Raw genomic sequence first — 17,370 nt, 5'->3', positions numbered from 1 at the left:
ATCGGCGAGCCCGAGATGTCGCCGCCGGGGGATCGACGTGACGGGCGTGGCGATCTGACCAATCCCTTTCGACGCTCGATTCGCTTTCCTCGAAATAACTGCCGCCTCCGGGTTTTCTGTCCCGTATGCCGAAAGAGGAACTACTTTTTATTGCCCCGACAGTGATCCGGCAGTGACCGACTCACAGCGACCCGACGACGATTCGATGCGCGAAGTCGTCGAGCGCTCCCGCAGCGGCGCGCCCGCGGTCGGCGAGGCCGTTCGGGACCGCTTCTCGTCCGACGAGGTGTTCCAGCGGATCATCGCGGCCGCGGACGAGGAGGTGACGTCCGGGAGCCGCGAACTCTTCTTCAGCGGGCTCGCGGCGGGGCTGGCGATCACGATCACCTTCATGCTGTACGCCTCCCTGACCGCCGCGACCGACTCCCATTCCATTTTGAGCGTGCTCCTCTACCCGCTCGGGTTCATCTACATCATCATCGGCGGCTACCAGCTGTACACCGAGAACACGCTGCCGCCGGTGGCGCTGACCTTAGAGCGGCTCGCGAGCCTCCCCACGCTCCTCCGCCACTGGACGATCGTGCTCGCGGGCAACTTCGTCGGCGGCGGGATCGGGGCGCTCGTGCTCTCGTACGGCGGCGTCTTCACCGGCGACACCGTCGACGCGGCGCGGTACATCTCCGAGGGCGGATTCGGCGTCGGCGCCGTCCCGCTGTTCTTCAAGGCCGCCATGGCGGGGCTGATCGTCGCCGGCGTCGTCTGGGTCGGCTTCGCCTCCACCGACTCCGTGAGCCGGATGCTCGTCGTCTACCTCGCGTTCCTCGCGATCCCGCTCGGCGACCTGTTCCACGTGGTCGTCTCCTTCACGGAGGTCCTCTACCTGTTCTTCGAGTACAGCATCCCGCTGTACGGCGCTGAGATCAGTCTCTACTCCGGGATCGTCGGCTTCGTGATCCCGGTGTTGCTCGGGAACACCATCGGCGGGGTGGTCCTGGTCACGCTGGTGAACTACTTCCAGACCAGCGAGGAGCGGCTGGAGGAGGCGCGCTTCGAGGGGATGACCCGTCGGCTCACGGTGCCCGAGTGGGTGCTCGGCCGCGCCGCCGGGCGCTCGTACGTCCCGATATTGGACGCCACGGAGGCGACGCTGTTCGCCAACGAGGGCCACCGGATCATGGTCCCCATCACGAACCCGCGAACTGACGGCCCGATCGTCGAACTCGCGAGCCGGATCGCGAGCGACCACGAGGACGGGCTCGTCCACATCGTCCACGTCGTGCAGGCGCCGGAGCGGATGTCGCTGTCGGCTGGCGCCGGTCGGATCGCCGACGTCTCCGAGGAGGGGATGTCCGGGCTCCGCGAGACCGCCGAGGGGTACGACGTGGACGTCTCCACCTCCACGGTCGTCTCGCACCGCTCCTTCGAGGAGGTGTTCAACATGGCCCGTCGGACCCGTCCCGACGCCGTGTTGATGGGGTGGGGCGAAGACCAGCTCTGGAGCGCGGCCCGCGCGGAGCGCCCCATCGACGAGCTGACCAACCAGCTCCCCTGCGACTTCCTCATCCTGAGCGAGAGCGACCTCGACACCTCGCGGGTGCTCCTCCCGACCTCCGGCGGCCCGGACTCGACGCTCGGCGCGGAGGTCGCGAGCGTGCTCTCTCGGACCGCGGGCGCCGAGGTGAGCCTGCTCCACGTCGTCGACGGTCCCGAGGACCGCGCCGAGGGCGAGGAGTTCCTCACCGCGTGGGCCGCGGAGCACGGGCTCTCGAACGCGGAGCGGATCGTCGACGACACCGGCGACGTCGAGGGCGCCATCGCTCGGGAGTCCGCGGACAGCACTCTCGTCATCATCGGCGCGACGGAGAAGGGGCTGCTCTCGCGGCTCGTCTCGAACTCCCTCCATCTCGACGTGATACACGATGTCGACTGTTCGGTGCTGCTCGCCGAGCGGCCGAGCAGCCGCTCGCTCCGAGATCGGCTGTTCGGCTCGGGACGGCGGGCAACCGGGCCACCGGACGGCGGCGTCGAGCGCGACCCGGACGCGTCGAGCGGAGCGGAGCTCGGCGGTTCGGACGGGTGGGACGACGCCGGATCCATCCCCGACGATCTCACGTCGGGGAACGGCGACGGTGACGACGAGGGTGGTCCCGGCGCTGACGACGGCGACACCCGCGCCGCCGATCGCGGGGACGAGAGCGACGGCGACGGCGAGGAGCGCGACGACGCGGACCGGACGGTGATCGCGGATCACGATGCTCCCGAGGTGGGGGACGAAGACGAGGAGGGGGGAGATAACGACCTCTCGCCTGAACCCGCGGTGATCACCGATCACGAGGATCGCGACGACGAGGGAGCTGACGACGACGAGGTGGACGACGACACCGGGTCCGCCTGATCGCGGTCACTGCTCCCGCGCCCGATAGCGCAAACGTCTCTTTGTCCTTTCAGCGACTTATTTGACGGTTCCCGTCCACGAGTCGGGTATGAACAGGAAACTGGCGACTGCCGTCGGCGTCGCGCTGCTCGTGGCGCTCGCGGGCTGCTCGGGGCTCGTCGGCTCGACCGGAAGCCCCGGCGTCGACGCGGGCGACGAACCGACACTCGACAGGAACATCGAAGTGGTCGCGGACGGCGAGGCCACGGCCGAGCCCGACCGCGCGACGATCCGCGTCGCGGTGACCGCGACCGGCAACGACTCCGCGGCCGTTCGCGACGAACTCTCCGCCGGCGACGAGGAGCTCCGCGCCGCGCTCACCGACTGGGGGATCGACGAGGACGACATCCGGACCGACCAGTACGACGTGCGGGAGTCCTACGAGACGCGCGACAACCCCGACCTGACGCGGTATCAGGGCGTCCACCGCTACGCGATCGCGCTCGACGACGTGGAGGCGGTCGGCGAGGTCATCGACGTCGCGGTCGGCGCCGGCGCCGACGAGGTCCAGCGGATCGAGTTCGGACTGAGCGAGGAACGGGAGCGCGAAGTCCGCGAGGCCGCCATCGAGAACGCGATGGCGAACGCCGAGGACGACGCCACCGTGCTTGCGAGCTCCAGCGGACTGGAGCTGGCCGGCGCCTACAGCGTCTCCACCGCCAACGCGGGCGTGACGCCGTACCGGGTGTCCGACGCGGCCATGATGGCCGAGACCGAGGGCGGGGACGCCGGCGCCGCCACCGGCATCGAGACCGGCGACGTGAGCGTGCAGGTCAGCGTCAACGTCGTCTACGCCGCCGAGCAGGCCTGACGCGGTGCTCGGGGGACTTTTGAAACCGGACGCAACAGCCCCTCTAACAACGCTCTTCCAGAAACACCTGAATTGCACTCGCAACCCTCAAATCCACCAATAAATCTATAACCGCTCCCGAGTAACGCCCAGTTATGCTGAACGCCATGACGACTGAGGACCTCGGCATGATACTCGCCGGGCTTGCCCTCGCCCTCATCGGCGTACTCCGCCTCACGGGCCTCCTTACTCTAGAAAGCATTCTGTTCATCGTCTTCGCTGTCGCTGCACTCTATATCAGCTTCGTCGCGGGATTCCAATATGGTCAGCCCCGCAGATCTTAGATACACTTCGCTACTCGCCTTTTCTTTTGCCCTCGTCATAGCGATGGTGTTCCAATTCGCGGGTCTCCCTGAACTCTCCTCTTGGGCGATGATCTCCGGCGGGATCGCCACTGTCGTCTTCAGGGCCGGCGCTGTCAGACTCGAGGAAAAACAGGGGTCCGTTGTGAGGTACCAAAGAACGTCCACCAGCAACCCCTTCTCAGATTCATCGATACGTCTCACCGAGGAACAACAGCGCAAGCTTCTGGAAAAACTTCAAGAAGAAATCGAGAGCATGGAAAACGACGACCAACACACCAACGATACCGCGGCTTCCGCCACCGATCTCTCGGAAAAACACGAGGAGCAAAAAGACCGTGAGGTCAACACTAAGACTGAGTAATTCTCCCCGTTTTTCGACAGCTAACCGTTACGAGCGACCGCTCACTCCTCGCCGTCGCGCGTCGGGAGATCGGGCTCGAACGCGGCCGCCTCGACCGCCATGTCGAGCACGCGTTCGACGTTCTCGTCGTTGGTGACGCTCATCGTCGCGTCGACGGACTCCGCCTGTACCGCGTCGAAGCGGTCGTGTTTGTTCGCCACCGTGAGGAACGGCACCTCCTCGCCGAACAGCGCCCGTACCTCCTCGCGCAGCTCGAGCTGCACGTCGAGTGGGTAGCCGCAGTCTCCGGAGGGGTCGAGCACGAACACGACCACGTCCGCGAGGTGTTCGAGGGCGCTGACCGCCTGCCGCTCGATGTCGTTGCGCTCGTCGGCCGGCCGGTCGAGCAGGCCGGGAGTGTCGACGATCTGGTACCGGATGTGGTCCCGCTCGAAGTGGCCGATCTGGACGCCCTTCGTGGTGAACGGGTACTCCGCGATCTGGTTCGAGGCGCGGGTGACCCGGTTGACGAACGACGACTTCCCGACGTTGGGGTAGCCGGCGACCACGATGGCTGGCTCGTCCGGTTTGACGTCGGGGAGCACCTTCAGCTGGTCGCGCGAGTCGCCGATGTACCGCAGGTCCTCTTCGATCTGGTCCATCACGTCGGCCATGCGCGCGAACGCCTGCTTGCGATGTTTCCGCGCGGTGTCGACGTCGGAGTTGCGGACCTTCGTCGTGTACTCGTCGCGCAGGTCCTCGATCTGCCGGCTGGCCCACATCACCTGCGAGAGCGCCTGCCGGAGGCGGTCGACGTCGACGATGGCGTCGGCGAGCTCGTAGTAGAACGGGTCCACGTCGAAGCCGAAGTCGGGCCACGACACGACGACGTTCTCCAAGTTGTCGGAGAGCACGTTGCCGGCGGTCCGCAGCATCGACTCCTGCGCCTCGTGTCCGTGTTTGGCGCGCCCCGCGCGCGCCGCCCGCGAGAACGCCTTGTCGACGAGTTCCTCCGAGCGGGGGGTCGTTGGGAGGCCCTCAAATATCATGTTGCCCCGACTTGACCGCCGACGCGTATAAGACCGTCCGTTCGGCGACCCCGCGACACGGCGGCACACGGTCGGACGCGCGGGTGTCGGCGACGAGCGCTCGGTTCTCCCCCTCCGGCCGCGAACGGCGATGAACGATCATTATCTTTCCCGCTCATATTCCGAGATATATTTATGCCTCAAAGGAATAACCCCGGCCATGGCACGCTCGTTCACGCCGACGACCTACGAGGACCTCGACCCGGACCGCCGCCCGAGCCTGGCGCTGGCGCTGGTCCCGGTCCTCGCCGTCGTGGCGTTCCTCGGCATCGGCTCGGCCGTCCTCGGCCTCGATCCACACCCGCCGCTCCTCTGGGGCATCGCCTTCGTCGGCGGGTTCGGCCTGTGGCTCGGCTACGACTGGGAGGAGCTGTTCGACGGGATCGCGAACGGCCTCGTGATGGGGCTGCAGGCGCTGCTCATCATCTTCACCATCTACGGGCTGATCGCGACGTGGGTCAGCGCCGGCACGATTCCGGGGCTGATGTACTACGGGCTGGAGATCCTCTCGCCGACGACGTTCCTCCCCGCGGCAGCGGTCGTCGCCGCCGTCGTCGCGTTCGCCATCGGCTCCTCGTGGACCACGGTGGGGACGCTCGGCGTCGCCTTCGTCGGCATCGGCGCGGGGCTCGGCGTCCCCGCCCCGATGACGGTCGGGGCCGTCCTCTCGGGGGCGTACGCCGGCGACAAGCAGTCGCCGCTCTCCGACACCACCAACCTCGCCGCCGGCGTCACCAACACCGATCTGTACGCGCACATCCGCCGGATGCGGACCGGCACCGCCGTCGCCTTCGGGCTCGCGGTACTCGGCTTCCTCGCGCTCGGTCTCCGCGCCAGCGGCGACATCCCGACGGGCCGGATCGCGGAGATCCAGGGCGCGCTCGGCGAGACGTACGCGATCACGCTGCTCGCGTTCGTCCCGCTCGCCGTCACCTTCGGGCTGGCGCTGCGCGGGTACGCCGCGCTCCCGACCCTCGTCGCCGGCGTGTTCGCCGGCGTGCTCACGACGCTGCTCGTACAGGGGTCCGGCTTCGTCCCCGCGTGGGAGACGTTCATGTACGGCACCGCGCCGGAGTCCGGCTCCGACCTGGTGAACGAACTGCTCGCGACGGGCGGGCTCACCGGCTCCGCGTGGACGATCACGGTCGTCGTCGCCGCGCTGTCGCTCGGCGGGATCTTAGAGCGGACGGGCGTGCTGGCGGTGATCGCCCACGCGTTCACGTCGTCCGTGAAGAGCCCGGGCGCGCTCGTCGCCGGAACGGGCGTCTCGGCGATCGCCATCAACGCGCTCACGGCCCAGCAGTACATGAGCATCGTCCTCCCCGGCGTCACGCTCCGGAACACCTACGACGAGTTCGGGCTCGACACCGACCAGCTCTCCCGCGCGGTCGAGGCCGCCGGGACGCCGACCGGCGCGCTGTTCCCGTGGCACGCGGGCGCCGTCTACATGGCGGGCGTCACCGGGGTCCCGACGCTGGAGTACGCGCCGTACTACCTGTTCGCGTTTCTCTCGCCGCTCGTGTTGTTCGCCATGGCCGCGACCGGCTACTCGCTCGACGTGACGCCGACGCCGACCGAGGCGCCCGCCGCCGACAAGCCGACCGAGGCGCCCGCCGCCGACAAGCCGACCGCGGCGACCGACGACGACTGACGGGTGGTCGCGGCGCTCGGCGGCTCGGATAGACGGGAGCGCGCTCGGGAAAGGAGTTAAGCCGAACTCCGTCGAGTGTCTCCCATGGACACCCGGCGAAACCTCTACCTGGCCGCGTTCGTCGGGGCGTCGTTATCGTACATCTTCAACGTCCTCGCCTTCACGGGCACGTTCGACGCGTTCCGTTGGTTCGTGTTCGCCGTTCTCTTCCTCGGAGTCACGGTAGTGTTCGAGAAGTTCGTCGGCTGGCAAACCGGCTCAGACTGATGCCCGCCGCCGACTAGATCCTCGGCCCCGGGATCTTCACGGGGACCGAAACGCGAGACCGCGCGTCCGCCCGCCCGACTTCGGATCCCCTTCCCGCGCCGGCGAGTGGTCCGGTAGGTTTACCGCCGTCGACGCCCCGCCATTCGCACATGAGCCTCGAGGTCGCCGTCGCCGTTCCGTTTAAACACCGCGCCAAGGAGCGGCTGGGAGAGGGCGAGTTCGTCGTCGCGCTGTCGCTCGATCGCGACTGGTTCTCGCCGGATCAGGCGAAGCGGCTCGTCGACGTCGCGGTCGGTCGCGGGCTAGTGGACGAGGAGGACGGCGACCTCGTCGCGCGGTTCGACCCGGACGAGGTGCTCGTTCCCGAGGGGTTCACGCCCGACGAGTCGATCCTCCGCGAGCAGTCAACCTTCGAGACCGCCCTCGACGCCGTCGTCGCGGCCGGGATTGAAAAGCAGCGCGCCGTCGCCGAGATCAACGAGCGGCAGCGCGCGCTCGCGATCACCATCGAGGCGGCCGCGGTCCTCGTCGCGAAGGAGCACGGCGCCGCGGTCGATCACCTCGCGACCGACGTGCGCGAGGGGCTTTCGGCCGCCGCCGAGGGAAGCGGGAACGGCAGCGTCGACGACGCCAGCGCTGCGGTCGATCCCGCGGGTGACGCCTGATGGTCGCGGACCGCCTGACCGACGGCGTCCGGATCGGACAGCTGCTCGCCTCGGAGGTGTCCGGCAACGAGGGACGCCTGCGGGACCTCGCGCTCGCCGACGCCGACCCCGACGTGGAGCCGACGGCCGACGGCGCGCTCGCGTACCGGGTGGTCCGCGGCGGCGAGGGAGGCGCGGGGGACGGCGACGAGGCCGACCGAGACCTCGTCGCCGAGGCGTACGTCCAGCCGGACCGGCTCCGGATCGAGTTCGTCGCGGGCGCCGGTGGGGAAGCCGCCGCGCGCGATGCGGACGACGCCCCCGGCCTCCCCGCAGTCGCCGCCGACGCCGCCGAGCGGGAGGGCCTCCGGGTCAGACCGAAGGCGGTCCGGCCGCCCCGGACGCTGGTCTTCGTCGAGGACGGCGCGCAGGTGAAGCGGGCGCTGCCGGTGTTCGAGGCCGTCGTCGACGCGACCGGAAACCGGGAGTAACGCCGCGGCTCGGCGCCTCAGTCCGACCGCCCGCCGTCGCCCATCGCGACGTTGCGCGCGCCCGCCGCCGACGGGTCGTCGGTCGACTCCCCGCCGACTTCGAACTTCCGGAGCAGCGCCCGAAGCCGCTCGGCCTGTTCGGCGAGGGAGCCGGCCTCGGCGGTCGCCTGCGACATCGCGGCGAGCTGCTCGTCGGCCGCCGCGCTGACCTCGTCGGCCTCGTCGGCGGTCGACCGACTGATCCCCGCCACCTCTTCGACCATCGACACCGTCTCCTCGGTGCTCGCGGCCTGGTCGTCGGTCGCCTTGCTGATCTCGCGGATCCCGTCGTCGGTCTCGCCGGCGTTTGCCGCCACCTCGGCGAACGCGTCGGCGGCGTCTTCGACCGCACCGGCACCGGCCTCCATGTGCTCTTCGGCGGTGCGGACCTCCTCGACGGTCGCCTGCGTCTGCGCCTGCGTGCCGGCGATGAGCTCCTCGATCTCTTGGGCCGCCTCCTGGGTCTCCTCGGCCAGCTGTTTCACCTCGTCGGCGACGACCGCGAACCCGTCGCTCCCGCCGCCAGCGCCGCCGGCGCGGGCGGCCTCGATGTTGGCGTTCAAGGCGAGCAGGTTCGTCTGCTCGGCGATGTCGCCGATGAGGTCGACGATCTCGCCGATGTCCTCCATCCGCTCGTCGAGGACCCTGACCTTCTCGGCCGTCTCGCCGATCGCGTCCTGCGACTCCCGGACGCTGTCGATCGCCTCGCCGGCGGTGTCCTGTCCCTCGTCGGCGATCGACGCCGTCTCCTGGGCCGCGTCGGCGACCGTCTCGGTCGAGGAGGCGACCTCCTCGATCGTCGCCGAGAGGTTGTTCATCTCGCCGGAGACCCGTTCGAGCATCTCGCGCTGGTCGGCGGCGCCCTCGGCGATCTCCGCGACCGACCGACTCACGTCCTCGCTGCGCGCCTCGGCCGTGTCCACGCCCGCGACCGTCTTCTCGCTGCCCGCGGACACCTCGCCGGCGAACGACTGCACGTCTCGCATCGTCGCCTCGATGTCGTCCATCATCCCGTTGAACGCCGCGCCGATCTGCTCCATGGCCTCGCTCTCGCCGTCGGCGTCCAGCCGGGCCGTGAGGTCGCCGTCGGCCGCGCGCTCCATCGTCGCGCTGTAGTCGTCGGCCTTCCGTTCGAGGTGTCGGTTCAGCCGTTCGACCTCCTCGCGGCGCTTCTCGACCTCCGCCTTCGCCGCCTCGACGTCCTGGATCTCCGCCTTCTGCTCGGACACCAGATCGAGCTGGCGCTGCGCCTCCTCGCGCGACTTCTCGATGGAGTACCAGTTGACCATCAGCGCGAGCGCGAGCCCGGTGATGAACACCGCGTGGATCCCGCCCCAGACGATCGGGTTCGCGATCGCGGCGGGGTGGTTGTACACGAGACTGGAGTCGATGAGGCTGAACGCGCCGTGGCCGAGCGCGACGTACAGCATGCCGACGGCGAACGGGAGCCAGTCCTCGTACAGCGCGAGGACGGCGACGAACACGAAGAAGTGGAAGTGCGCCTCGATGTACCCCCCGGAGAGCTTGACGAGCGCCATCGACACCGTCATCGCGCTGAACGCCGCGAGCACGGTCCGCTGACGGCGCCCCAGCCGCGACCAGTTCGCCAGCGCCGCGGTGCCGAAGATGAGGGCGGTGAACCCGCCGAGCATCCACGCGGGCGTCGCGGGGATCTGCGCGCCGGTGAACGATTCGGTCCCCGAGTAGAGTCCCAGCGCGATGAGCAGCGGCACCTGGACGGCGATCGCGATCAGGATGTTCCGGTGGCGTCCGCGCCACATCGCGGACGGCATGGACGTGCCGTCCGGAACGTACCGGATGATCTCTCGGACCTTCGCTACCGGCCCCGACGGCCCCCCTTCCTTCATTCCCGACGGGCTGTGGTTCCCCCCCTCCGACCCGACCGTTGATTCGGCCATGATCGTGAGAGCGCGGATCCGGCAAAGAAGGTTGGTGCCCGAGTATTCATTCTGATATCCCGAGACCGGCGCTCTCAAACGCGTTTAGGCGGTTCCGTGTCTATCGGCGAGACGGAGCCGCGGCCGAACGCTTTTAAGTCACCTCGGCCCGCAGTACGGCCGTGACGCTCGATCCGATCCACGTCGAGAACATCGCGCGGCTCGCGTACGGCATCGCGGGCGACGTGGACACGACCGATCACGACGACCTCGCGGGACGGGTGTGGCGCGACTGGCTCCCCGAGCTCCGCCGCGACGGCCGGGTCGTGATCGAACCCGTCGACGGGCACGAGCGCCGGCGGGCGCCGATCGACGACGCCGCCCTCGCCGACCGCCCGTTCGAGACGGTCCACGGGCTCGACTCCGGCACGATCAACCCGACCACGTTCAAGAACGGCCTCGTCGTCGACGTGGCCCACGCCGCGATGGCGAGCGCGCCGAGCGACCTGGATCTCCACCGCGACCGGACGATCGTCGCGACGGTCCACGCCGGCGACTCGACCGCGAGCTTCGACGGCGAGTGGCGCGAGCGCGACGACGGCCACACCCGCCAGCGGGTGCTCCACGCCCCGCGGGTGAACCGGTACGCCGAGGGAGTCGTCCACGCGCTCGCCCTGTACCTGGCCGAGGGGACGCACGCGCTCGACCACGCCAACGAGGTCGACGACCTGCTCGTGTTGGACGGTCCGATATACCCGAAGGAGCTGTTCACGTGGGACGACCGCAACCCCGAACTCGGCGCGCTCGCCCGCGAGGCGAAGCCCCGCGCCGTGGTCGAGAAGTACGTCCGACTCGTCGAGCGGTTCGTCGAGCGCGACGTGCCGCTGGCCGGCTTCGTGAAGAACCCCTCCAGCGGAACGATCGTCCGTGCGCTGGCCCGGAAGGGGGTCGAACCGCCGTGGCCCGACGATACGGCGCTTTTCACCCGACTCCTGGAGCGCCGCGAGGGCGACGGGGAGGGCGAGCGGGGCGGCGCCTCTGGAGACGGCGGCGCCCCTGGAGACGGCGCCCGCGACGGCCGACCCGACCGCGTCGACGACGAGCTCACCTTCACCACGTGGTTCCGCAGTCGTGGCGGCGCCGACGCGACGATGGCCGCCGACGGCGACGCGCTCGGGATCGAGCGCGAGCTCGACCCGGAGCTGTACGAGCCGACGTTCATGGTCGTGTACGACCCCCGGACCGACGTGACCTACAAGCTGGAGGCGCCGTACGCGTTCGCACGCAACCCCGAGGTCCGCGACCGGCTCACCCGGCAGGTCCTCGCCGACGTGGCGACGACGCGGGGGCCGCCGGAGGCGGTCGGCAAGGCCGACGAACTGGCGCGGATATCGGCGACGGAGAAGGCCGCGCTCCGTCGGAAGTTCGAGGAGCGCTTCGACAGCGACCAGCAGGCGACGTACGACGACCGGCGGTGGGGAAAGGAGCCGTACTGAATCGGGCGGGGGCCTCTCAGCGAGGGGTCACAGCACGCCCCGCAGGAGCCCCGCGAAGATTATCGCGTTATACAGGCCGTGCGCGAGCCCCGGCACTAGGACGTTCTGCGTCCGCTCGTAGAGCACGCCGAGGATCGCGCCGAGGATCACCGTCACGCCCATGTACGCGACCTGTTCGACGGTGCTTCCCTCGACGTTCCCGTGGAGCACTCCGAACATGAGGGCCGCGATGAGGATCGCCGGAGCGGCGTCAAGCGACCGTCGGAGCCCGCCCTGGACGACGCCGCGGAGCAGCAACTCTTCCGCGGGGCCCACGACGAAAAGCGAGACGACGATCATCGCCGTGTAGTAGACCACCGGGTCGCCGGCGGCGATCGTGGCCGGGTTCTCTCCGGTCCGGAACCCGAACTCGCGGAGCGTGAGGAGGAGGCCGATCTGGAGGCCGTAGAGGAGGACCGCGGACCCCACGATGAGCCCGGCTTCCCGGAGCGACGGGAGGGAGACCGACACGAGGTCCTGCTGGTCCGTGATCACGAGGTAGCCGACCACGGCGGGGAGGAATCCAACGAAGTTGGCGACGGTCTGGAGGAGCGTGAACGCGTTCGTCTCGGGTGCGACGATCCCGACGCCGACCGCGACAGAAGTGGCCAGTTGGCCGATCAGGCCGCCCACGACGAGCCCGAAAACGAGCGCGAAGACGGCGCTCGCGGCGTGGATCAGTTCGGCCGGAACCGAGAGGTCGTCTGTCATCGGCGATGATTAGACGCACGGTGTGTTAGGCGCTCCGGAAGCCCACGCGATTGCATCGGATCGACCACCTCTACTTCAGGAGCCGTCGATGCGCAGTTCGCGCTTGTCGGCCACGGCGTCGGCCTCGGGGAAGTCGCCGCCGCCGAGCAGTCCACGGGCGGCCTTCTTCCCCCACTCGACCGCGGGTTGGGTGAACGTCGAGACGCTCGCGAGCTCGCCGTACAGGACGCAGGCGGCCTCCATCCCGTACAGGAGCTCCCCCAGGGCCCGCTCGTCGACGCGGTCGATCTCGACTCGGAGGTTCGGCACGTCGGCGGCCGCGAGACTCGCCTCGGTCGCCTCGAACTCGGCGTCGAGCAGGTCGCCGAGCGACGAGCCGCCGAGGTACGCCAGCCCGTCGAGGTTGGTCTCCGGGATCTCGCTTTCGGCGCGCTCGGTCGGCCGGATCAGGGAGACGAGCTTGTCCGGCGGGCCGGCGCGGTATAACTGGAGCTGCGAGTGCTGGTCGGTCGCGCCGAGCGCGCGGGCGGGGGTCTGGCCGAGCCCGTCCTTCCCGAGGCTCTCGGCCCACAGCTGGGCGAACCACTCCGCGAACGTCTCCAGCGACTCCGCGTACGGCATCACGGCGTTGGTGAGCGCGCCGCGCTCGGCGAGCGCGTACGCCGCCGCGCCGTAGGCGTACGCGGGCGTCTCGAACAGCGACCCCGACAGGCTCGCCATCCCGTCGCGTCCGCCCGCGAGGACCGCCTCGACGTCGTGGCCCTGCAGCGCCGGCACCGCGAGCCCGACCGTCGAGAGCGCGGAGAAGCGCCCCGGCACCCCGTCGGGCACGTCGAGCGCGGGGAGGTCGTGGGCGTCGGCGAGCGCGCGGAGGTTCCCCTCCTCGCCGGTCGTGACGAGGGTGCGCTCGGTCCAGTCGACGCCCGCCTCGGTCATCGCCTCGCGGACGACGAGGAAGTTCGCGAGCGTCTCCGCGGTCGTTCCCGACTTCGAGACGACGTTGACGACGGTGTCGGCGAGCGGGAGGTCGGAGAGCAACGCGTCGACCGCGTCCGGGTCGACGTTGTCGAGGAAGTACGCGTCCACGTCGCTGTCGAGGGCGTTCGCGAGCGTCGCCGCCCCGAGCGCGCTCCCCCCGATCCCGACCGTCAGGACCGCCTCGGGGCGGTCGAACCGGTCGGTCGCCGCCCGGATCGCGTCCGGGTCGGTCGTCTCCGGCAGGTTCAGGGCGGCGTAGCCGAACTCGTCGTCGGCCATGCCGGCGGCGATCCGGTCGTGTGCGCCTGCGACCCGCGAGTCGAGGCGCTCCAGGGTCTCCTCTGTGAGCCCCGGTGTCGTGTCTAAGGCGTTGCCGAGGTCGACGTGCATACCGAGACGTGCGCGCGACCGGGACTTAAGAGTGGGTTCCCGCGCGGCGCGTCACCGGCGGAGCGGTGTCCGGCTCACCGCGACGGGGTCGGCGGCTGCAGATCGCGCTGGAACTCGTCGAACCGGTCGAGGTCGTCGGGGAGGTCGTACTCGATCTCGCGCTCGTCCTGGTTGTCCGGGAGCCGGCCGTCCTCCAGCTCGTCGGCGACCTCCTCCCAGCCCGGTTTCACGCGGACGCTCCGGGCGGGAGAGCCGACGACGACGTGGTGGTCGGGCACGTCGCCCTGCACGACCGAACGCGCGCCGACGACGCTGTTCTCACCGACTCGGCAGCCGGCGCGCACCATGGCGTCGTAGGTGACGCGCGCGTCGTCTTCGACGATCGTGTGGAAGTTCCGGACCTCGGTCTGGTCGACGAGGTCGTGGTCGTGGCTGTAGAGGTGGACCCCGTCGGAGACCGACGCGCGGTCGCCGATCGTCAGCTTCCCGCGGTCGTCGAGGTGCACGTCGTCGTGGATCACGACGTTGTCACCGATCTCGATGTTGTGGCCGTAGGTGACGGAGATCCCCTTGAAAAAGCGGCAGTCGTCCCCGCACTCGGCGAACAGGTGGTTGCCGAGCATCTGGCGGAACCGGAGCGCGAACTCGACGTTGTCGGCCATCGGCGTGGCGTCGAACTGCCGCCAGAGCCACTGGAGGTGCTTCGAGCGCTGGAACCGGTCCTCGTCCTTCTCGGCGTAGTACTCCGACTCCAGCGTGGCGTTACACGGGTCGTACCCCTGCAGGCGCACGCGCTCGGCTTTCGACACGGACTCGCCGTCCTGCCACGCCTCCCAGCGCTCGCGGTCGCCGTGGAGGTCGATCAGCGTGTCTCGGACGACCTCACAGGTGTCCTCCTCCGAGGAGAGCCGCTCATCTACCTCATCGATGAACCCTCGGACCCCGGCCTCCGCACCGTCGGGCAGGGAGACGTGTCGCTTTGTCATCGTCGCTTCTTCGTCGCCGTGCCCCAAAGGGATTCGGTTGTGCGACGTGCGCGTCACGCCGGTCCTATCCGGGAGCGGTCGGTCTTATAAATCCGATCCGCGGTCCCGGCGCGTGGGGGAGACCGCACCCGCTAAGTGTCCCGATCCCGAAGGACGGGTATGCAGCACCGCGAACTCGGGAACTCCGGCGTCGAGGTCTCGGAGATCGGCTTCGGCGCGTGGGTCGTCGGCACCGACTGGTGGGGCGACCGCTCGGACGAACAGGCGGTCGGCATGGTCGAGGACGCGCTGGACGCGGGCGTCACCTACGTCGACACCGGCGACGTGTACGGCCACGGCGACAGCGAGGAGATCATCGGGCGGGCGATCGACGGCCGGCGCGACGAGGTGACGCTCGCGACGAAGATCGGCTACGACTTCTACGACAACCCGCAGGCCGGCCACGGCGAACTCCCCAAGGAGCTGACCGAGGAGTACCTCACCGAGGCGTTCGAGGCCTCGCTCGACCGGCTCGACACCGACCACGTCGACCTGCTCCAGCTCCACAACGCCAACGTCGACGAGGTCACCCCCGAGGTTCGGGACCTCCTCCGCGAGTGGAAGGCCGACGGGCGCGTCCGCGCGCTCGGGTGGGCTCTCGGTCCCTCGATCGGCTGGCTCGCCGAGGGCGACGCCGCCGTCGAGTACGACGAGTTCGACGCGGTCCAGACCGTCTTCAACCTCTTCGAACAGGAGCCGGGGCGCCACTTCGTCGACACCGTCCGCGAGAGCGACTCGGAAACCTCGGTCATCGCCCGCGTCCCGCACTCCTCCGGCCTCCTCAACGAGCAGGTGACGCCCGACACCGTCCTCGAAGACGGCGACCACCGCTCGCACCGCCCGGCGGAGTGGTACGAAGCCGGCTGGGAGAAGGTCGAGGCGATCCGCTTCCTCGAAGACCCCGACCACGCCGATGGGACTCGCACGATGGCGCAGGCCGCGATCCGCTGGCTGCTCGCGCACGACGAGGTCGCTTCCGTCACGCCGACGTTCCGCGACGGCGACGACATCGCCGAGTGGAGCGCCGCGAGCGACGTACCGTCCCTCTCCGACGCCGAGTACGACCGGGTCCAGGAGCTGTACGCGCGCAACTTCGACATCGACCGCGACGACGGGATGGACGCCCTCCGGACCTCCGTCGACGGCGAGGACATCGAGGCCGCCGGCCTCGATAAACGCGCCGCGTCGTACTGAGCGGTCGACCCTCCCGTTTCTCGTCGAGACCGCGGGACAGCGGCGGCTCATCGGCATTTTTAACCACTTTCACCGCGGACGTGACACGGTTGCCACGGCCGCGGGCGACGAGGCCGCAAACGTATCTCGCGAGCGCCGTCGCTCGGCGGCTTGAACGTGGTGGCTCGGTGGAAACTGATCGTCACAAGGGGCTCAGAGGGGGTAACGGATCGTCATGGCCACCACGCTCGAAGATACTCGCTGGAGGTTATAAAGCAACCGCGATGGTCGTTCTCGCCGATCGGACGGTGACCGCTCGCTTCGCGGCCCCTCGCTTCGCGTCGACAGACGGCTCGCGGTCGCCCAAGCGCGAGGGGCGTACCCCTCCTCGGTGCGAGCGGGCGAACAGGGCACCGAATCGCGAACGAGCCCTCGACCGCGGCCACGCTGTCACCGGCGTCGGAACCGGCTACTGAGTCCCGTTGGGTGCGACCGATCGCTCCGCTACCTACCGATCTCTCCACACACCTCGTCCGCGAACGTCTCCATCGCCGCCTCGGGGTCGTCGCCGCGCAGGCCGACGATCACGTGGTCGACGCCGAACTCGTCGAGCCGTCGAAAGTAGTCGCGGAACCACTCGGCGCCGGCGCGGTAGCCGAGGTGGAGGTGTTCGGGTTCCGCGGTCGGATCGTCGGCGAACTCGACGCCGACGGCGATCGCGAACGGCTTCGCGCCCGCCTGTTCGCGCCACTCCGCCACGTAGCTCCGGAGCGTCTCGTCCGGGAGGTGGTAGAACAGCCAGCCGTCGCCGTGCTCCGCGATCCACTCGGTCGACTGCCGGGCGTTGCCCGTGGGCAGCACCGCGAGCGTCTCCGTCGTCGGCTTCGGGAGCACGTCGAGGTCGCCGTCCAGTTCGCCCCACTCGCCGCCGATCTCGGGGAACTCAGCTCGCCAGCACGCGCGCATCGCCGCGATCCGCTCGCGGACCATCTCGCCCCGCCGCTCGGGGTCGACGCCGAACGCCGGGTACTCGGGGTCGCGGTCGCCGGAGGCGACCCCCAACACGACTCGCCCGTCCGAGAGCCGGTCGACGGTCGCTGCGGACTTCGCGAGGTGGATCGGGTGCCGGAGCGGGAGGACGACGCTCGACGTGCCGAGCGCGACCTCGTCGGTACGGGCGGCGACGTGCGAGAGCAGCGCCCACGGGTCGAACGCCCCGCCTGCGTCGCCGAACTTCGGCCAGTGGGTCGGCACGTCCCGCGCCCAGAGCCCGTCGAAGCCGAGGGCCTCGGCGCGCTCCGCGAGCCGGATCTCCTCGGTGGGATCCGGCGTTCCGCGTCGTTCGCCCGTCAGCGGGAGGCCGAGTCCGAACGTGAGTCCGTCGTCACCGAACAGCTGCCGGAAACCGGCGTTGGCGTGGTCGGGACGCTCCCCCGCGTCGGGACCGGTCATCGTCCCGTCGCCTCGCCGGAGCATCGTCCTGTCTCCTCGCCGGAGCATCGTCCTGTCTCCTCGCCGGAGCATCGTCCTGTCTCCTCGCCGGAGCATCGT

General features: G+C 69.5%; 16 protein-coding genes. 10 read left to right on the top strand and 6 right to left on the bottom strand.

All coding sequences use genetic code 11. From position 1 onward, the window contains the following. The first annotated feature begins 172 nt into the window (after positions 1-172). From C471_RS05565 to C471_RS05550, 4 genes are all read left to right on the top strand, one after another. Positions 173-2,395, top strand: a complete 2,223-nt coding sequence (locus tag C471_RS05565) for a formate/nitrite transporter family protein (RefSeq protein WP_004047066.1) — start codon at positions 173-175, stop codon at positions 2,393-2,395. A gap of 88 nt (positions 2,396-2,483) precedes the next feature. After that, positions 2,484-3,245 carry an SIMPL domain-containing protein gene (locus C471_RS05560; RefSeq protein ID WP_004047065.1) on the top strand — a complete coding sequence of 254 codons (762 nt, stop codon included), beginning with the start codon at positions 2,484-2,486 and terminating at the stop codon, positions 3,243-3,245. A gap of 134 nt (positions 3,246-3,379) precedes the next feature. After that, positions 3,380-3,568, top strand: a complete 189-nt coding sequence (locus tag C471_RS05555; protein ID WP_049909005.1) for a hypothetical protein — start codon at positions 3,380-3,382, stop codon at positions 3,566-3,568. Beyond that, a complete protein-coding gene (locus tag C471_RS05550; protein WP_049909004.1) occupies positions 3,546-3,950 on the top strand; it encodes a hypothetical protein in 405 nt (134 codons plus the stop codon). The genes C471_RS05555 and C471_RS05550 overlap by 23 nt, the downstream gene beginning before the upstream one ends. A 41-nt stretch (positions 3,951-3,991) precedes the next feature. Here C471_RS05550 and C471_RS05545 read toward each other — a convergent pair whose 3' ends face one another. Continuing rightward, entirely contained in the window at positions 3,992-4,978 is a 987-nt protein-coding gene (locus C471_RS05545; protein ID WP_004047063.1) for an NOG1 family protein, read from the bottom strand. A gap of 199 nt (positions 4,979-5,177) precedes the next feature. Here C471_RS05545 and arcD point away from each other — a divergent pair, with 199 nt between their 5' ends. The 4 genes from arcD (at position 5,178) to C471_RS05525 (ending at position 8,070) form a co-directional block, all read left to right on the top strand. Continuing rightward, on the top strand, positions 5,178-6,668 hold the full coding sequence (gene arcD / locus C471_RS05540) for an arginine/ornithine antiporter ArcD (protein WP_004047062.1): 1,491 nt from the start codon (positions 5,178-5,180) through the stop codon (positions 6,666-6,668). An 84-nt stretch (positions 6,669-6,752) separates the two neighbouring features. After that, positions 6,753-6,935 carry a hypothetical protein gene (locus C471_RS05535; RefSeq protein WP_004047061.1) on the top strand — a complete coding sequence of 61 codons (183 nt, stop codon included), beginning with the start codon at positions 6,753-6,755 and terminating at the stop codon, positions 6,933-6,935. Positions 6,936-7,084: 149 nt separating this feature from the next. Further along, positions 7,085-7,600 carry a DUF2240 family protein gene (locus C471_RS05530; protein WP_004047060.1) on the top strand — a complete coding sequence of 172 codons (516 nt, stop codon included), beginning with the start codon at positions 7,085-7,087 and terminating at the stop codon, positions 7,598-7,600. Next, positions 7,600-8,070 carry a hypothetical protein gene (locus tag C471_RS05525; RefSeq protein WP_004047059.1) on the top strand — a complete coding sequence of 157 codons (471 nt, stop codon included), beginning with the start codon at positions 7,600-7,602 and terminating at the stop codon, positions 8,068-8,070. The genes C471_RS05530 and C471_RS05525 overlap by 1 nt, the downstream gene beginning before the upstream one ends. Before the next feature lie 17 nt (positions 8,071-8,087). Here the strand turns inward: C471_RS05525 and C471_RS05520 are convergent, their stop codons facing one another. Continuing rightward, positions 8,088-9,902 carry a methyl-accepting chemotaxis protein gene (locus tag C471_RS05520; RefSeq protein WP_004047058.1) on the bottom strand — a complete coding sequence of 605 codons (1,815 nt, stop codon included), beginning with the start codon at positions 9,900-9,902 and terminating at the stop codon, positions 8,088-8,090. A 287-nt stretch (positions 9,903-10,189) separates the two neighbouring features. Here C471_RS05520 and C471_RS05515 point away from each other — a divergent pair, with 287 nt between their 5' ends. Continuing rightward, on the top strand, positions 10,190-11,503 hold the full coding sequence (locus tag C471_RS05515) for a DNA double-strand break repair nuclease NurA (protein WP_004047056.1): 1,314 nt from the start codon (positions 10,190-10,192) through the stop codon (positions 11,501-11,503). A gap of 27 nt (positions 11,504-11,530) precedes the next feature. Here C471_RS05515 and C471_RS05510 read toward each other — a convergent pair whose 3' ends face one another. The 3 genes from C471_RS05510 to C471_RS05500 form a co-directional block, all read right to left on the bottom strand. Further along, on the bottom strand, positions 11,531-12,253 hold the full coding sequence (locus C471_RS05510; protein ID WP_004047055.1) for a CPBP family intramembrane glutamic endopeptidase: 723 nt from the start codon (positions 12,251-12,253) through the stop codon (positions 11,531-11,533). Positions 12,254-12,328: 75 nt separating this feature from the next. Next, a complete protein-coding gene (locus C471_RS05505) occupies positions 12,329-13,621 on the bottom strand; it encodes a hypothetical protein (RefSeq protein ID WP_004047054.1) in 1,293 nt (430 codons plus the stop codon). Between the two features lie 74 nt (positions 13,622-13,695). Beyond that, the gene (locus C471_RS05500) at positions 13,696-14,607 is read right to left on the bottom strand and encodes an acyltransferase (RefSeq protein ID WP_004047053.1); all 912 of its coding nucleotides are present in this window, start codon (positions 14,605-14,607) and stop codon (positions 13,696-13,698) included. A 159-nt stretch (positions 14,608-14,766) separates the two neighbouring features. On the opposite strand from C471_RS05500, the gene C471_RS05495 reads away from it, so the two are divergent. Further along, the gene (locus tag C471_RS05495; RefSeq protein ID WP_004047052.1) at positions 14,767-15,840 is read left to right on the top strand and encodes an aldo/keto reductase; all 1,074 of its coding nucleotides are present in this window, start codon (positions 14,767-14,769) and stop codon (positions 15,838-15,840) included. A 483-nt stretch (positions 15,841-16,323) separates the two neighbouring features. On the opposite strand, the gene C471_RS05490 is transcribed toward C471_RS05495, so the two are convergent. After that, positions 16,324-17,271 (bottom strand): LLM class oxidoreductase, encoded by a 948-nt coding sequence (locus C471_RS05490; protein ID WP_049909015.1) that lies wholly within the window; start codon positions 17,269-17,271, stop codon positions 16,324-16,326. Between the last annotated feature and the right edge of the window lie 99 nt (positions 17,272-17,370).

Origin of the sequence: Halorubrum saccharovorum DSM 1137 (genome assembly GCF_000337915.1) — an archaeon.
GTDB lineage: Archaea > Halobacteriota > Halobacteria > Halobacteriales > Haloferacaceae > Halorubrum > Halorubrum saccharovorum.
The sequence above is the reverse complement of the archived record's forward strand: the minus strand, read 5'-3'. Positions and strand labels throughout refer to the sequence as shown.

What these genes read in the sequence shown, in the direction of transcription:
- C471_RS05545 (WP_004047063.1), bottom strand. Translation starts at nt 4,978, where the DNA reads ATGATATTTGAGGGCCTCCCAACGACCCCCCGCTCGGAGGAACTCGTC.
- C471_RS05535 (WP_004047061.1), top strand. Translation starts at nt 6,753, where the DNA reads ATGGACACCCGGCGAAACCTCTACCTGGCCGCGTTCGTCGGGGCGTCG.
- arcD (WP_004047062.1), top strand. Translation starts at nt 5,178, where the DNA reads ATGGCACGCTCGTTCACGCCGACGACCTACGAGGACCTCGACCCGGAC.
- C471_RS05490 (WP_049909015.1), bottom strand. Translation starts at nt 17,271, where the DNA reads ATGACCGGTCCCGACGCGGGGGAGCGTCCCGACCACGCCAACGCCGGT.
- C471_RS05550 (WP_049909004.1), top strand. Translation starts at nt 3,546, where the DNA reads ATGGTCAGCCCCGCAGATCTTAGATACACTTCGCTACTCGCCTTTTCT.
- C471_RS05530 (WP_004047060.1), top strand. Translation starts at nt 7,085, where the DNA reads ATGAGCCTCGAGGTCGCCGTCGCCGTTCCGTTTAAACACCGCGCCAAG.
- C471_RS05500 (WP_004047053.1), bottom strand. Translation starts at nt 14,607, where the DNA reads ATGACAAAGCGACACGTCTCCCTGCCCGACGGTGCGGAGGCCGGGGTC.
- C471_RS05510 (WP_004047055.1), bottom strand. Translation starts at nt 12,253, where the DNA reads ATGACAGACGACCTCTCGGTTCCGGCCGAACTGATCCACGCCGCGAGC.
- C471_RS05555 (WP_049909005.1), top strand. Translation starts at nt 3,380, where the DNA reads ATGCTGAACGCCATGACGACTGAGGACCTCGGCATGATACTCGCCGGG.
- C471_RS05495 (WP_004047052.1), top strand. Translation starts at nt 14,767, where the DNA reads ATGCAGCACCGCGAACTCGGGAACTCCGGCGTCGAGGTCTCGGAGATC.
- C471_RS05525 (WP_004047059.1), top strand. Translation starts at nt 7,600, where the DNA reads ATGGTCGCGGACCGCCTGACCGACGGCGTCCGGATCGGACAGCTGCTC.
- C471_RS05520 (WP_004047058.1), bottom strand. Translation starts at nt 9,902, where the DNA reads ATGCCGTCCGCGATGTGGCGCGGACGCCACCGGAACATCCTGATCGCG.
- C471_RS05560 (WP_004047065.1), top strand. Translation starts at nt 2,484, where the DNA reads ATGAACAGGAAACTGGCGACTGCCGTCGGCGTCGCGCTGCTCGTGGCG.
- C471_RS05505 (WP_004047054.1), bottom strand. Translation starts at nt 13,621, where the DNA reads ATGCACGTCGACCTCGGCAACGCCTTAGACACGACACCGGGGCTCACA.